The 13,889-nt window shown below is 51.5% G+C and carries 14 protein-coding genes; 7 read left to right on the plus strand and 7 right to left on the minus strand.

Annotated elements, in window-relative coordinates; genetic code table 11:
* Positions 1–5: 5 nt before the first annotated feature.
* Entirely contained in the window at positions 6–848 is an 843-nt protein-coding gene (locus tag KI367_RS04405) for an ABC transporter permease (protein WP_212947858.1), read from the minus strand.
* Positions 845–1,573 (minus strand): ABC transporter ATP-binding protein, encoded by a 729-nt coding sequence (locus tag KI367_RS04410; RefSeq protein WP_212947860.1) that lies wholly within the window; start codon positions 1,571–1,573, stop codon positions 845–847. The genes KI367_RS04405 and KI367_RS04410 overlap by 4 nt, the downstream gene beginning before the upstream one ends.
* A gap of 178 nt (positions 1,574–1,751) precedes the next feature.
* Here KI367_RS04410 and KI367_RS04415 point away from each other — a divergent pair, with 178 nt between their 5' ends.
* The 3 genes from KI367_RS04415 to KI367_RS04425 all read left to right on the plus strand — a co-directional run bounded on the left by KI367_RS04415 (position 1,752) and on the right by KI367_RS04425 (position 4,513).
* Positions 1,752–2,525 (plus strand): class I SAM-dependent methyltransferase, encoded by a 774-nt coding sequence (locus tag KI367_RS04415; RefSeq protein ID WP_212947862.1) that lies wholly within the window; start codon positions 1,752–1,754, stop codon positions 2,523–2,525.
* A 289-nt stretch (positions 2,526–2,814) separates the two neighbouring features.
* Positions 2,815–3,183, plus strand: a complete 369-nt coding sequence (locus tag KI367_RS04420; protein WP_036710347.1) for a hypothetical protein — start codon at positions 2,815–2,817, stop codon at positions 3,181–3,183.
* A 67-nt stretch (positions 3,184–3,250) separates the two neighbouring features.
* On the plus strand, positions 3,251–4,513 hold the full coding sequence (locus tag KI367_RS04425) for an FAD-binding protein (RefSeq protein ID WP_212947864.1): 1,263 nt from the start codon (positions 3,251–3,253) through the stop codon (positions 4,511–4,513).
* A gap of 100 nt (positions 4,514–4,613) precedes the next feature.
* Here the strand turns inward: KI367_RS04425 and KI367_RS04430 are convergent, their stop codons facing one another.
* The gene (locus KI367_RS04430) at positions 4,614–5,750 is read right to left on the minus strand and encodes a zinc-dependent alcohol dehydrogenase (protein ID WP_036710346.1); all 1,137 of its coding nucleotides are present in this window, start codon (positions 5,748–5,750) and stop codon (positions 4,614–4,616) included.
* A gap of 595 nt (positions 5,751–6,345) precedes the next feature.
* Between KI367_RS04430 and KI367_RS04435 the strand changes: the two genes are divergently transcribed.
* Together KI367_RS04435 and KI367_RS04440 are read left to right on the plus strand one after the other, a co-directional pair.
* Positions 6,346–6,873, plus strand: coding sequence for a hypothetical protein (locus KI367_RS04435; RefSeq protein ID WP_036710343.1), 528 nt, complete (start codon positions 6,346–6,348; stop codon positions 6,871–6,873).
* A gap of 66 nt (positions 6,874–6,939) precedes the next feature.
* Complete coding sequence (locus KI367_RS04440; protein ID WP_036710340.1) at positions 6,940–7,629, plus strand: hypothetical protein; 690 nt, start codon at positions 6,940–6,942, stop codon at positions 7,627–7,629.
* A gap of 252 nt (positions 7,630–7,881) precedes the next feature.
* Here the strand turns inward: KI367_RS04440 and KI367_RS04445 are convergent, their stop codons facing one another.
* Genes KI367_RS04445 through KI367_RS04460 form a run of 4 tightly spaced genes read right to left on the minus strand, consistent with a single transcriptional unit; the run spans position 7,882 to position 11,683 of the window.
* Positions 7,882–9,072 carry a GTP-binding protein gene (locus KI367_RS04445; RefSeq protein WP_212947866.1) on the minus strand — a complete coding sequence of 397 codons (1,191 nt, stop codon included), beginning with the start codon at positions 9,070–9,072 and terminating at the stop codon, positions 7,882–7,884.
* Positions 9,073–9,094: 22 nt separating this feature from the next.
* Positions 9,095–10,162 (minus strand): metal ABC transporter substrate-binding protein, encoded by a 1,068-nt coding sequence (locus KI367_RS04450; RefSeq protein WP_212947868.1) that lies wholly within the window; start codon positions 10,160–10,162, stop codon positions 9,095–9,097.
* Positions 10,162–11,040, minus strand: a complete 879-nt coding sequence (locus KI367_RS04455; RefSeq protein WP_212947870.1) for a metal ABC transporter permease — start codon at positions 11,038–11,040, stop codon at positions 10,162–10,164. The genes KI367_RS04450 and KI367_RS04455 overlap by 1 nt, the downstream gene beginning before the upstream one ends.
* Entirely contained in the window at positions 11,027–11,683 is a 657-nt protein-coding gene (locus tag KI367_RS04460) for a metal ABC transporter ATP-binding protein (RefSeq protein ID WP_212947872.1), read from the minus strand. The genes KI367_RS04455 and KI367_RS04460 overlap by 14 nt, the downstream gene beginning before the upstream one ends.
* Before the next feature lie 268 nt (positions 11,684–11,951).
* Here KI367_RS04460 and KI367_RS04465 point away from each other — a divergent pair, with 268 nt between their 5' ends.
* Positions 11,952–12,533 carry a TetR/AcrR family transcriptional regulator gene (locus tag KI367_RS04465; protein WP_212947873.1) on the plus strand — a complete coding sequence of 194 codons (582 nt, stop codon included), beginning with the start codon at positions 11,952–11,954 and terminating at the stop codon, positions 12,531–12,533.
* 24 nt (positions 12,534–12,557) lie between these two features.
* Positions 12,558–13,763 (plus strand): MFS transporter, encoded by a 1,206-nt coding sequence (locus KI367_RS04470; protein ID WP_212947875.1) that lies wholly within the window; start codon positions 12,558–12,560, stop codon positions 13,761–13,763.
* The last annotated feature ends 126 nt before the right edge of the window (positions 13,764–13,889 follow it).

Genomic DNA, 13,889 nt, shown 5'->3' on the forward strand with positions numbered 1-13,889 from the left:
CCTCCTTATATAAAACGATCCGATTTGGTAAAGATGAGGCGGGCGGCGGCCGTAAACAACGCGACATATCCCGCAAGTATAAGCACCATCCACAGTCCGGCATGCCATTCTCTTGCCGCTGCGCTGCCCGACAGCATGACCGCGATCCCGCTAAATTGGATTTCCGTCAGCGAAACGTATTTCAGCATCGCGGGCCAGCCGAACCCCGTGACGCGGTTGAACAGGTCATAGATGAGCGGAAACCCGAGGGAACAAAGCAAAAATCCCATGCCGAGGCCAATGGCCGCGGTCGACGAACGGGAGATGACGCCGATCGCGATAAATACGGATGCCGTCCCGACGATCGAGGCATAAGCCATTCCGTAATAGCTGAGCGTATAACCGATCATGTATCGGCTTGAAACGGCATGATCGTAATAAAACAACGTCTGCTGCGGCGAAGATTCGAAAAATACGTACCCGGCGACGACCGCCGCAACCAAATAGACGACGAAAAACAAAGCCATCATGGATGCAAACGCCAGCCATTTGGCCCAAAAAATTTGCGAGCTGCCGTATGCCCGCAGCATGACGAGCCGCAGCTGGCCCGAACGGTATTCCTCCGTAAAGGAAAAAGTCAAAAGCACAAGCGCCACGACGTTAAACACGACGATCAGCTGCTCGATCATGGCCATGACCGGAAAATTTTCCGCCGTCGTATGCTCGGGGCTTCCAAGCGGAAAGGACGCGTTATGGCCGATGTAATATTTAGCCGTCAGGGCAATGATCAGCGGTATGGAGATCAGGAACAGCCAGGCGATTTTGCGTTTCCATAACCGTTCCCACTCGCTGTGAAATAAAGCCATCATGTGGTCATCATCTCCACGAAATGGTCTTCCAGGCTGCTCGTTCCGGCCATCTCCAGCCACGCTTCCTGCGTGCCCTGCCATACGAGCCGTCCTTCCTTGATGATGACGAAGCGGTTGCAGATCCGCTGCAGTTCGTCAAGCAGATGGCTCGATACGAAAAAGGTGATCCCGTACGCCTGGTTCAGCTTCAGAATCAGGTTGCGCAGCTCGCGAATCCCCATCGGGTCCAGCCCGTTGGCCGGTTCGTCCAAGATGATGAGCTTCGGGTTTCCAAGCAGCGCTTGGGCAATGCCGAGGCGCTGCTTCATGCCCAGGGAATAGGTTTTGACTTTATCGCGTCCGCGTCCGTCCAGCCCGACGGTAGCCAGGACCTCGTCGACGCGGGCCGCGCGTTTTTCTTTCGGGATGCCCGCATGCAGTTTCGCGAGGTTCAGCAAGTTGTCCCTTCCGGACATATATGGGAAAAAGATCGGCGATTCCACGATGGCTCCGACCTGGCCAAGCGCCTTCATCCGGTCCCGCTGCACGTCGAAACCTTCGATGCGGATGGTGCCTTCGCCCGGTCTGACCAGCCCCGTAATCATGCGGATCAGCGTCGTTTTGCCGGCGCCGTTCGGGCCGACGAAGCCGCAAACATCCCCCTGCATGATTTCAAAGGTCATGTCGCTTACAAGCGTCCGCCGTCCTGCTTTTTTGGTTACATGTTCGATTGCCAGTACTTTCATAATCATTTCCCCTCCTGGGATTGATACTAGAGGGCAATTCTAAAGAATTTATAACGTCCGCCGATTTTCTTCGAAAACGTAGCCAATCGGCTTCGAATGTTTTATAATACATATAAATCATCCCATTTTATAAAACACAGTTTCATTCCATGAAACTTAAAAAGGAGGAGTTTCTGTTATGCCGATGGATTTTCATGATCCAAGAAACCAATCTTCTTATACGACCCGCGTTGCGGATGCCTCTTGGCTGGAGCTCATTGCCAAGCAGGTGGAACTGAAGGGAAAACGGGCGGCGGATATTGGCTGCGGTGGAGGAATCTACACGAAAGCACTGCTTGCCCTTGGAGCCGAGCATGTCATCGGCGTCGATTATTCGGCGGAAATGCTGCAGGGGGCGAAACAAAACGTAGGCGAAACGCAAGAAGTGGAATGGATTCAAGGTGCTGCGGACCGGACGACGCTGCCTTCGAAGCATGTCGATGTCGTGCTGGAACGGGCGCTGATCCATCACTTGACCGATCTGCAGGGCTGTTTTCGCGAAGCGCATCGAATTTTAAAGGCAGGCGGCATGCTGATCGTGCAGGACCGGACGCCGGAAGACAGCGTATTGCCCGGATCGGATACCCACATCCGCGGTTACATTTTCGAAAAATTCCCTGGGCTTATGGAAACGGAGAAATCCCGGAGGCATGATTCGGAAACGGTGACCGAAGCGCTCCGCGAGAGCGGTTTTTGCGACATTCGCGAGCTGAAATGGTGGGAGCCAAGGAAAGTGCATCCTGACCCCGAGGCGTTGTTCGAGGATGTGCGGCGGCGAACCGGGCGTTCGATTTTGCATGAGCTTTCGGACGGGGAACTGGATGAGCTCATTGCCTATATGCAAAGCAAGCTCCAAGGATCCGGCCCGATTGCCGAAAAGGATCCTTGGACGATCTGGTTCGCGAAGCGCTAAGGCGTCATCGGCGGCTGCCCGGGTTCGGGCAGCTCGTCTTCGACGGAAACAACAGCTTTTGATTTTCGCTCATATACATATTGTATTTCGTAATGACCTTCGACCCGGTGTCCACTATTTTCTCAGAAGACCCTCCGTAAGAACGGATTGACCGGCGTCTCTGATTCAAGTAGGCCTCTTTTCGTTTAAAATTCAGTAAAAACGTTCTTGCCGCCCGGGCACATTCGCCGAAAGCTCCGGGAACACGCAAGATGCGCAAAGCGCCAAGGACGAAGGAGGAATCTGACTTATGGATACCGATAAAAAACGTTATTATATTTCCGTCAGCCATCATTTGATTCAGGATGCCCCTTACGAATCCGCCGAATTCGAGGTGTTGATGACCGAAGCGGAGAAGACCAAGCTGATGGACAAGCTGGAGGATCTGAACCGGGAAGACGAATATACGTTCAAGCGCGCGTTTATTCCTTATAAATCGGCCGACCATGACGACGCGCCGCAGGAATTTAACGATAAACTGATCGACGTGTACGCTTTCCTGTACGACATCGGGGACGAAAAGACGAAGCGCACGATCGAAGGCATGAAAATCCTAGGCAAAATGCGGCACACCGACTACGACCACGAAGGATACGAGGATTCCCCTCTCAACAAATAGGTTGAGGCCCTGTACGCCCCCTGCTATCATAGGTTTATAGACTTTTATACCGAATGGGAGCGAGCAAATGGACCAAAAACGGAATTGGGCAGGCAATTACACGTACAGCGCTTCAAAGCTTCATATCCCTGAAACGATGGAACAGGTGGTTGAACTCGCGGCCGCAAGCCGCCGGATCAAGGTCGTCGGAACGCGGCATTCATTCAACGGAATCGCGGACAGCCCGGAAACCCAACTGTCGCTCGAAAAGCTGAACCGGGTCTTGGCGCTGGACCGCCAAAACCACCGGGTAACGATCGAAGGCGGCATCCGCTATGGGGATCTATGCCGTTATCTGAACGAAGAAGGTTATGCGCTTCATAATTTGGCATCGCTTCCGCATATTACGGTCGCAGGGGCCTGCGCAACCGCAACGCATGGCTCCGGGGTGAACAGCCGCAATCTGGCCGCTGCGATCCATGCGATGGAAATCGTCGGGGCGGACGGAACCGTCATGCGCTTCTCCCGGGACGCAGGGGACGAGATCAATGGAGCCGCCGTTGGTCTTGGCGGACTCGGAATCGTCACGAAAATGACGCTCGACGTCATCCCGGCGTTCGAGATGTGCCAGTACGTATACGAAAATCTCCCCTTGGAGAATTTGGAGCATCACTTTGACGAAATCGCCTCTGCCGCTTACAGCGTCAGCCTGTTCACGGACTGGAAGTCGTCCTCCTTTAATCAGGTCTGGCTGAAGCATCGGACGATGGACGGCACCGCCTCCGCCATGGGGCCGACGTTTTTCGGCTCGGTCAGGGCTGCGGGAAATGTTCACCCCGTGGCAGGATTTTCAGCGGAAAACTGCAGCGAACAGCTGGGCGTCCCCGGACCTTGGTTCGAGCGGCTCCCCCATTTCCGGATGGAATTCACCCCAAGCGCCGGGGAGGAGCTGCAAAGCGAATATTTTGTGCCCCGAGCATTCGCCTACCAGGCTTTATGCGCGTTGGACGGACTTCGGGAACAGGTTGCCCCTCTTCTTTATGTTTCCGAGGTTCGAACGATTGCAAAAGACGAATTGTGGATGAGCCCTTGTTACCTGCAGGATTCGGTCGCGATCCATTTCACCTGGAAGCCTGACTGGCAAGCCGTGCAGCGAGTGCTCCCGTTGATCGAAGAGCGGCTTGCTCCATACGGCGCGCGTCCGCATTGGGCCAAGCTGTTTACGATGCCGCCCGTCCGCTTGCGGACGCTTTACGAACGGCTGCCGGATTTCCGCAACCTTCTTCTTCGCTGCGACCCTGAAGGCAAGTTCCGAAACGATTTTTTGGATGCTTATGTGCTGGGTGACTGATGAGAGTGAGAGAATAAATCATACGGAATGAAGCTAAATGACCGTTCGAAAGAGAGCCCGTTCTTATGGAACGGGCTCTTTCGCAAGTCACGGCTGCAGTTTATGGTTTGAGCACTACTTTGATGCAGTTGTCCTCTTTGTTGTCGAAGATGTTGTAGGCATGCCCCGCTTCGGACATCGGAAGCCGGTGCGTAATGATGTCGGTGGCGTCCAGCTCCCCGGACTTGATCCATTGGAATAGTTCCGGCATATAGTGGATGACGGGTGCCTGCCCCATTTTGACCGTAATGTTCCGTTCAAACAAGTGGCCGAACGGGAACAGGTTGTATTTCAGCCCGTAGACGCCGACGACCGAAATCGTTCCGCATTTGCGCACGATGTTGGCCGCCATGTCAAAAGCTCCAAGCGAGCCGCCCTGCAGCTTCAGCGCCGTTTCGACCTTTTCGAGCGGGGTGCGCTTCGCATCCAGGCCCACGCAGTCGATGACGACGTCGGCTCCGCCTTTGGTCAATTCGATCAGCTGCTTGTCCAGGTCGTTGACCGCCCCGAAGTTGTAGGCTTCAACATGGCTGTATGTTTTGGCATGCTCCAGCCTGTAATCCACTTGATCGACGGCGATGACGCGTTTGGCCCCTTTTTTCCAGGCAAATCTCTGCGCGAGCAGTCCGACCGGCCCGCATCCGAGCACCACGACCGTGTCCCCGGGTTTTACGCCGGCGTGATCGACGCCCCAGTAGGCCGTCGGCAAAATATCGGACAAAAAGAGAATCTGTTCATCCTCCAGCTCCGCGTCTTTGGGTACGACAAACGGAACGAAGTTTCCGTAAGGCACCCGCATCAGTTCGGCTTGTCCCCCCGCGTAATCGCCGTAAGTCTTCGAATAACCGAAATATCCGCCCGTATCCCTGGCATCGTTTGCATTGTCGCATTGGCTTTCCATCTGGTTTTGGCAGTAAAAACATTGCCCGCAGGATACGTTAAACGGAATGATGACCCGGTCCCCTTTTTTGACGCGTGTCACTTCCGGCCCCACTTCTTCCACGATGCCCATCGGTTCATGGCCGATCACATAGTTGTCGTACATGCCGGGAATTAAACCGTGATACACGTGAAGATCCGAGCCGCATATCGCGGTCGTCGTGACCCGGACAAGAATGTCGTCCTTTTTTTCAAGTCCGGGATCGCGGACCTCTTTCACTTCCACCTTTTTTCGACCTTGGTACGTTACGGCTTTCATGCGCATCCTCCATGGCTGTTTTTCCCTAGTTTGCCCTGTTTGTGGAAAGTCCATCCCATGATATCGCGTTCGGGAAAAGTGATATTGAATATGGTAAAGCAATTAGATGACAAAGCTATGATAAGCAATTGGAAATACAGTTTATACCGTTCAGTAATTTTTTTTAAGCTTTTGGTTTGTCGGTTCTTGGGATCAAAAAAAACTCTAAAACAGTCACAACTTCAAAGAATGATCTTGTAATAAGAATGACAATTGGAATATTAAAAGCGATTATTAAACGAGCAGAGCCTAATCCAAGATCCTTTTTTAGATGAAACAGAAAATTATCTTTATGTTAATACACATGTTGTTGCTGAATCTATTGGAGTTACTGGTTGAATGGAAATCCTTTTAAAAATTTACTCTATAAATACATAGTTTAGGGTATTATGTCGATTTATTTTCGTTTTATCCAACAAAATCAAACAATAGTAATATTGATTTTCATATAAGGCAGTACTTGTTGATCATTTTCCCATGGAAATATTTACAATTTAGCTTGTTTATATATAAAATATTCCTGTAGAATAAAAATTTATCAAAGGTGGTTGAAAAAATGAAAAAACTGTTATTCTCTCTTTTTACTGTATTTATGCTACTTTCATTACCTGTCGCGTCGTTTGCTGATTCTGCAAATCCAGAAGAATCCCAGCAAACAAGTTTCAGTTCTCGATTTTTTCTAGTGGAGGAAGGAATAGAGAATAACGCTGCTGACTTAAAAAATTTAACAACTGACGAAATAAATACTCATGCAGCAGGTGTGGGAGGGTTTGGAACAATAAATTGTGAAGCAATTGGCAGCGGCAAAATGTTGTGTAATTGGACAGTAACATTAACAAGATCAGGTGAAGCAATTCAACAAGGAGTTTTAATTTTTGATGTAAAAAATGATAGTGGCAAAATCGTGGGTCAAAAAGATCATTATATTAATCCAAAAGGTGGGAATAAACCAACTGAGAAAGGTCAGATAGAATTCACACCGGGTAAGGGTACGTTCTCCGTAGAAAAGTATGGGTCAATTGAAGGGCGATATGCAGTTTATGATATTATTGCTGTAACTCCTAGTACTATTAGAGTATACTAATATTAATGATTTAATAGAAACTGCCCAGTTATATACTTGGGCAGTTTCCTGTTGGGAGAGATGCTGATGTGGTATAAGAGAGTTGAACACATTGAAAGAAAAAACTTGTCACACGAAATATATAATGCTGACTTTGCTATCAATCAATTATCTGTAAATACCTCAGCGCCATATCACTTAGAAGAAAATAGTTTGCTCCAATGGATTGTTGCGCCATTCTTACAGGAAAAGCGCGGTACTTCTTTTGAGGTACCTTTGTATTCACTTGAAATCTATCGTTTTATTATTGATCTGGTTGCACCACATTTTAATTCGATAGAAGGCATACATGAGAATAATGAGCTAACATCTATTAGATTAAGTGAGATGAAAAATGAATCGAGAATGGCATTTCAACAAGTTGTCACGGAGAATGATATCTTAAGTCCGGTAGTAAAAGACTTTTATCTACGTTCAGAATTAGATATTAGAAATCAAGTACTTGATTGCGAGGATATTGAAATAATTATTGATAACTTTCAAGCTATGAACAACGTAGAAAATAGGGAACTTGAAACTTCTATTTGGGAATATTTGAATAATATTATGTTGCTCAACGGCGGAAATATTATTTTAGCTCCACAAAATTGGCTGTTTAATGAAAATTTGCTTGAATCACCCACTTTGGAATATTTTTCTAGATATGCTAAAAGGCTCTACCTTACAATCAATAAATTTAATATGCATGTTAGAGCAATAGAAATATTTATTGAATAGGGGATGATAAGACGAGACGCACGATCAAAGGCATGAACTTTTTGGGCAAAATGCGGCACGCGGATTATAACGATGAAGGATACGAGGATTCTCCTCTCAATAAATAGGGTGTGACAATTCCTTAATCCAAACAGCCCGTTCAGAAAGAACGGGCTGTTTGATGTTCTGAAATGTCACGAGGGGAAGCAGTCGGACCTGCCGTAATCCCAAATACCACACAAAGCTCAAAAACGCATATGGTTTCAGCATGACTTAAATGGCCGCCCATGGCAGCGGATTGCGGAAACGGGACCAATCCAGCTTCATTTCCTCCGGCGTCAGCAGGCAGGCATCCAGTTGCCGTTCGATCGCTTCGCGATCCAGATCGATCCCGATCAGAACGATTTCGTTCATCCGGTCGCCCCAGGTCGGATCCCATTTGCTTTTGAGGTCCGGCTCGGCCGCCAAAATGTCGCGCTGCTCGGCTTCAGGCATCGCCGCCAGCCAATACCCCGCAGGGCCGAACTGGATCGACGGTCCCGCTTGGCTGAAGGTGGCGGCCACATCGTCCTTAACCGCCAGCCATACCAACCCTTTGGCACGAACCACTTCCGCTGGCCAGTCCGACAATGCCGCGGCGAGACGTTCCGGGTGGAAAGGGAGGCGCTTGCGATAAACGAACGAGCCGATGCCGTATTCCTCCGTTTCCGGCGTATGGTGATCTTTTTCCAGCTCCTGTATCCAGCCGGCGGAGAGGCTCGCTTTTTCGAAGTCGAACAACCCCGTGTTCATGATTTCGGCGGGATTCACCCGGCCGCCCACGGTGCGAATGATTTTGGCCGTAGGCTGCAGCTTGCGCAGCAGTCCCTCGAGGCGGTTCAGCTCCTCTTCCTCCACCAAATCGCATTTGTTAAGCAGCAGCACGTCGCAGGTTTCGATTTGGTCGATCAGCAGGTCGACGACATCCCGATCATCGTTGTCTCCCGAAGCCTCCGCCCGGTCAAGCAGCGATTCGCCCGAGGAAAAGTCCTTCCAGAACCGGTAGGCGTCCACCACGGTCACCATGCAGTCCAGCCGGGCGTGCTCCGCCAGGTTAATGCCGGACGCTTCATCCGCGTAGCTGAAGGTTTGCGCGACGGGGATCGGTTCCGAAATGCCTGTCGATTCGATCAAAATATAGTCGAACCGCCCTTCCTCCGCCAGCTTTTTGATCTCCTGCAGCAAATCGTCGCGCAGGGTGCAGCAGATGCAGCCGTTGGACATCTCGACGAGTTTTTCTTCGGTGCGCGACAGGCTCCCGCCCGACTGCACCAGGGCCGCGTCGACGTTGATTTCGCTCATGTCGTTGACGATGACGGCTACCTTCACGCCTTCGCGGTTGTTCAGGACATGGTTCAGCACGGTCGTTTTGCCTGCCCCCAGGTATCCGCTCAGCACGGTTACCGGTATGATTTTGTCAGCCATCTTCTCTTCTCCCCTTAAGATCCTATTCGTTTAACGCTTTTTTCAGCGCCGCAAGGTTAGCGCGCATGACGGAGATATAGTCCATGTTTTTCGCCTGTTCCTCCGCTGTCAATCCTTCAAGAGGGTTCAGGACGGCGGTTTTCGCCCCGAGCTCCTTGGCGATCGTATCGGCAACCTGGGAGGAGACTAGCGTCTCGAAAAATATCGTTTTGACCTGATGCTCCTTCGCGAACTTCACCACATCCGCCATGGCGGATGCCGACGGTTCCTGTTCCGGCGACAGCCCGGCAATCGGCACCTGCGTTAAACCGTAAGTCTTGGCCAAATATCCGAAAGCGGCATGCTGGGTAATGAAATCTTTCCGTTTTGCGTTTTGCAGCTCCTTTTTGTAATCCGCATCCAGCTGCTCCAGCTTCGCGACGTAAGCGTCCGCGTTTTTCGAGAATTGTTCCTTATGTTCCGGAGCTTTTTCGATCAGGGCCGCTTCGATGTTCCGGACTTCCTTGACGGCCAGCTGCGGGGATAGCCATACGTGCGGATCCAATCCCCCGTGATCGTGTTCATGCTCATGTTCGTGTGCATGCTCATGGGAATGCCCCGCTTCCGCATCATGGTCTTCCGCAGCATCATGCTTGTCATCGGCTGCATGCGCCGAATGCGCAGCTTCCCCGTGCTCGTGCTCTCCCTCGGCGCCTTCGATCAGCTCAAGTCCTTTGCTTGCTTCGACGACGCTCAATTTTTTGTTGCCCGAACTGTTCAGGATTTGATCGATCCATCCTTCCAGGCCGGCGCCGTTGTACACAAGTACGTCCGCCTGCTCGATTTTCCCCATGTCCTGCGGCGTCGGATCCCAATCATGGGGCTCCACGTCCGGCGGAATGAGCAGGTTCACCTCCGCCAAATCCCCCGCAACCTGGCGGGCGAATTCATACATCGGATAAAAGCTCGCTTCGATCTTCAGCTTCTGCTTTTGCGCGGCGGGCTGCGCCCCGGCCGGTGCCGAAACCTCCTCTTTTTGGCCGCAGCCGGCCAAGGAAACGGCCAGTGCGGCAATCGTAAGCGCGGATACATAAGGAATCCATTTTTTCATTATTTTGAAGCTCCTTCCTTCAATGTTTGATGGGTTTGCTGCCGTACAGGCATGCCGGCCTTGGCGATACGCCGTTTGGCGGTCCGTTTGACCACTCGTTTGACGCCGATGCCGACCAGCAGAATGGCAAGCAGAATCAGGGCAATGATCCCCCCGGGCGGGGTATTCGTGTAATAGGAAGCGGTCAGGCCGCTGAACACGCCGATCATGCCGGTGGCGACCGCCAGAACCGAAGCCGACGCGAATCCTCCGGCAAATCGAAGCGCAAAAGCCGAAGGCAAAACGATCATGGAAGAAACGAGCAGCACGCCGACGATCGGCATCGCAGCGGCCACAATCATCCCCGTCACGACCGCAAAAGCGAATGAAAGCAGCTTGACGCGAACGCCGCTGACCGCAGCCGTATCTTCCTCGAACGTCAAACTATAAAGCGGTCTGCGCAGTAACACGAAAAACAGGAGCCCGATCACCGTTACGGCCGCGATGACGATCAATTGGGTTTCGCTGACCGCCACGATGGAACCGAACAGATAAGAATTAAAGCTTTTGTTCAGGCTCGTCTTCAGGCTCATCAGCACCATCGCAAGCGCCAGCCCCGAGGTCATAATGATCGCCACGGGCACTTCGCTGTAGGAACGGTACGTCCGCCGCAGCTGCTCGATGACGATTCCTCCCAATATGGCGAACAGAAATCCGCATAACACCGGGCTGAGATGGAGCACGGAGCCGAGCGCGACCCCGGCCATCGAGACATGCGAGAGCGTATCCGACATCAGGGACTGCCTTCTGAGCACAAGATACACGCCGAGCACCGGCGCAATGAGCGAAATCAAACCGGCCGCCAAAAACGCCCGCTGCATAAATTCATATTGAAACATCGCTTTCTTCCTTCCCTTCCAGATAAATCACGCGGTCCAGGTAATCTTGGGCTTCGTCCAGCCCGTGGGTCACCATGATCACCGTCCTGCCTTCCTCTTTGACCTGCTGCCGCATCCACTCGTAGAAACGAGTGCGGCTCGCGGCGTCCATGCCGGTAACGGGCTCATCCAAAACGAGCAGATCCGGCTGCTGCACGATCGCCCTGGCGATGCATGCCTTTTGCTTTTGCCCTCCGGACAACTCCCCGATTTTCCGGTTTCGCAGCTCCCACAAGCCGACCGCTTTGAGCGCCTCCTCCACGAGTTCATGCTGCTCCCGGCGAAAGCGCCGGAACAAACCGAGCTCCGGGTAACATCCCGACCGGACCAATTCGATGACTTTGCTGGGAAACCCGGCATTAAAGGAAGAGGCCTGCTGAGGAACGTACGCCACCCGGCTCCGGCCGAGTTCCGCCGAAAACCTGACCGTGCCGCTCCATGGCTTCAGGAGACCGAGCATCAGCTTTAACAGCGTCGTTTTGGCCGCCCCGTTCGGGCCGCTGACGGCAATGAATTCTCCGGCATGAATATCCGCGGATACATTCCGGATCACAGGTTCGTTTTCGTATCCAAACACGATATCGCGTAATGAGCAAAAGATCATATGTATCCTCCTTGACGGTATTAATAGTAATAATTACGATTTAAAAATAGGCAAAAAAATATCCTCTGCTGTGTACGCACATATTTAGTACGAGTGAACCAGCTCATCTCCCCTTATTCGTAATTATTACGTTTAACATTAAAACATACATTTTTTGCTCTGGCAAGTTATTCGTAACAATTACTATTAAAAAATTTAGGCACTTGCTTATCAAGCAATCATCTGTTAAGATGACTGACGAACGTTCGTTAGTTGGAGGTGCACATGATTGAAAGTCGATGAAATTAAGGATGCCGCCCTGAAATTTTTCACGATACACGGCTATGAAGGAGCCTCCCTTTCCCAAATCGCCGAAGAAGTCGGTATGAAAAAACAGTCCCTTTACGCACACTTTAAAGGAAAAGACGATTTGTTCCTGCAGGTGCTGCGGGATGCGAAAGAGGCCGAGCGCGCTTCGAAGCTCGAATATATGAGCGGATTCGATGAGCATCATCCGGAGCGGGATCTTTACGGATTTTTGCGGCTGGTCATCGATTTGTTCCAGAAAAACGAGCAGTTGAAGTTTTGGCTGCGGACGTCCTTTTTCCCGCCGGCACATCTGGCCGATGCGATCGGACAGGAAGTCGTCGACATCGAAACCGAAATTCAGGGCATACTCGAACGAAAATTCAAGGATTGGATCGATACGAAGGCCATATACGGCGAGTCGGCCAAAACGCCGACGCTTGCATTCCTCGGAATCGTCGATTCCATCATGCTGAGCCTGGTGTACGACAATGACGAACAGCGGCTGGAAGAAAAATTGGAAGCCTGCTGGACCGTATTTTGGCGAGGCATATCGCATCCATGATTTTTACGGAAAGAGTGTTGAGACATGAAAAAACCAATTAAAGAGCAAAAAGCGGTGCTGCTCATTCTGCTGAGCAACGTGTTCATTGCGTTTCTGGGGGTCGGCCTGATCATCCCCGTCATGCCGTCCTTTATGGATATGATGCATTTATCGGGCAAAACGATGGGGGCGCTCGTCGCGGTATTCGCGGTGTCCCAGCTGGTGATGTCGCCGTTTGCGGGCCGCTGGGTCGACCGCTACGGCCGGAAAAAAATCATCGTCATCGGCCTGTTCCTGTTTGGCGTGTCCGAGCTGATCTTCGGGGTGGGCACGAACGTATGGGTGCTTTATTTCGCAAGGGTGTTGGGAGGTTTCAGCGCCGCCTTTATCATGCCCAGCGCGACCGCATACGTGGCCGACATCACGACCGTCGAGGAACGTCCAAAGGCCATGGGGTATATCTCCGCCGCGATCAGTACCGGCTTTATTATCGGCCCCGGCATCGGCGGCTTCATCGCGGAATACGGGATTCGCGTTCCTTTCTTTTTTGCAGCGGTCATCGCCTTCCTGGCATGCGTAATTTCCATCTTTATTTTGAAGGAGCCGCTGACCAAGGAAGAACTCGCGGAAATCGCCGCGAACGCAAAGCAAACCCATTTTTTGGGCGATTTGAAAAAATCGCTTCAACCGCTCTACTTTATCGCGTTTATCATCGTATTTGTGCTTGCGTTCGGCCTGTCGGCCTACGAGACGGTGTTCAGCTTGGTTTCCGACCATAAATTCGGGTTCACGCCCAAAGATATTGCGGCCATTATTACGATCAGCTCCATCTTCGGGGTCGTCGTCCAAATATTCTTGTTCGGTAAAATGGTGGACGTTCTCGGCGAAAAAAGGCTCATTCAGTGGTGTCTGATCGTCGGCGCGGTGTTGGCGGTCGTATCCACCGTGATCTCCGGCTTTATGGCGGTCCTGGTGGTCACGAGCTTTATTTTCCTTGCGTTTGACCTGCTTCGCCCGGCCTTGACGACGTTTTTGTCCAAAGCGGCCGGGAAAGACCAAGGGTTTGTCGCGGGAATGAACTCGACGTATACGAGCCTCGGCAATATCGCCGGTCCGGCGGTGGGCGGCATATTGTTCGACGTCAACGTCAATTATCCTTACCTGTTCGCCGCCGTCGTCATGGTCATCGGCCTTGCCATTACCGTCATGTGGAAAGAAAAGCAATGGGGAGAAAACGAAACGACTGCATAACGAAAACGCCGTTGCCGGGGAGATCCGGTGCGGCGTTTTTTTCGGTTTGCCTTCAGAAATTCTTCAGATTTTCCTTTGCTTGTTCCCAAGAAAATTTTTTTAACATGGGAATATGCAAAAGCAAGG

Origin of the sequence: Paenibacillus cookii (assembly GCF_018333375.1) — a bacterium.
Taxonomy (GTDB): domain Bacteria; phylum Bacillota; class Bacilli; order Paenibacillales; family Paenibacillaceae; genus Paenibacillus_AQ; species Paenibacillus_AQ cookii.

Excerpts from the sequence above, each read along its gene's own strand:
- KI367_RS04410 (WP_212947860.1), bottom strand. The coding sequence starts at position 1,573 with ATGAAAGTACTGGCAATCGAACATGTAACCAAAAAAGCAGGACGGCGG.
- KI367_RS04470 (WP_212947875.1), top strand. The coding sequence starts at position 12,558 with ATGAAAAAACCAATTAAAGAGCAAAAAGCGGTGCTGCTCATTCTGCTG.
- KI367_RS04405 (WP_212947858.1), bottom strand. The coding sequence starts at position 848 with ATGATGGCTTTATTTCACAGCGAGTGGGAACGGTTATGGAAACGCAAA.
- KI367_RS04420 (WP_036710347.1), top strand. The coding sequence starts at position 2,815 with ATGGATACCGATAAAAAACGTTATTATATTTCCGTCAGCCATCATTTG.
- KI367_RS04460 (WP_212947872.1), bottom strand. The coding sequence starts at position 11,683 with ATGATCTTTTGCTCATTACGCGATATCGTGTTTGGATACGAAAACGAA.
- KI367_RS04425 (WP_212947864.1), top strand. The coding sequence starts at position 3,251 with ATGGACCAAAAACGGAATTGGGCAGGCAATTACACGTACAGCGCTTCA.
- KI367_RS04430 (WP_036710346.1), bottom strand. The coding sequence starts at position 5,750 with ATGAAAGCCGTAACGTACCAAGGTCGAAAAAAGGTGGAAGTGAAAGAG.
- KI367_RS04415 (WP_212947862.1), top strand. The coding sequence starts at position 1,752 with ATGCCGATGGATTTTCATGATCCAAGAAACCAATCTTCTTATACGACC.
- KI367_RS04455 (WP_212947870.1), bottom strand. The coding sequence starts at position 11,040 with ATGTTTCAATATGAATTTATGCAGCGGGCGTTTTTGGCGGCCGGTTTG.
- KI367_RS04435 (WP_036710343.1), top strand. The coding sequence starts at position 6,346 with ATGAAAAAACTGTTATTCTCTCTTTTTACTGTATTTATGCTACTTTCA.
- KI367_RS04445 (WP_212947866.1), bottom strand. The coding sequence starts at position 9,072 with ATGGCTGACAAAATCATACCGGTAACCGTGCTGAGCGGATACCTGGGG.
- KI367_RS04450 (WP_212947868.1), bottom strand. The coding sequence starts at position 10,162 with ATGAAAAAATGGATTCCTTATGTATCCGCGCTTACGATTGCCGCACTG.
- KI367_RS04440 (WP_036710340.1), top strand. The coding sequence starts at position 6,940 with ATGTGGTATAAGAGAGTTGAACACATTGAAAGAAAAAACTTGTCACAC.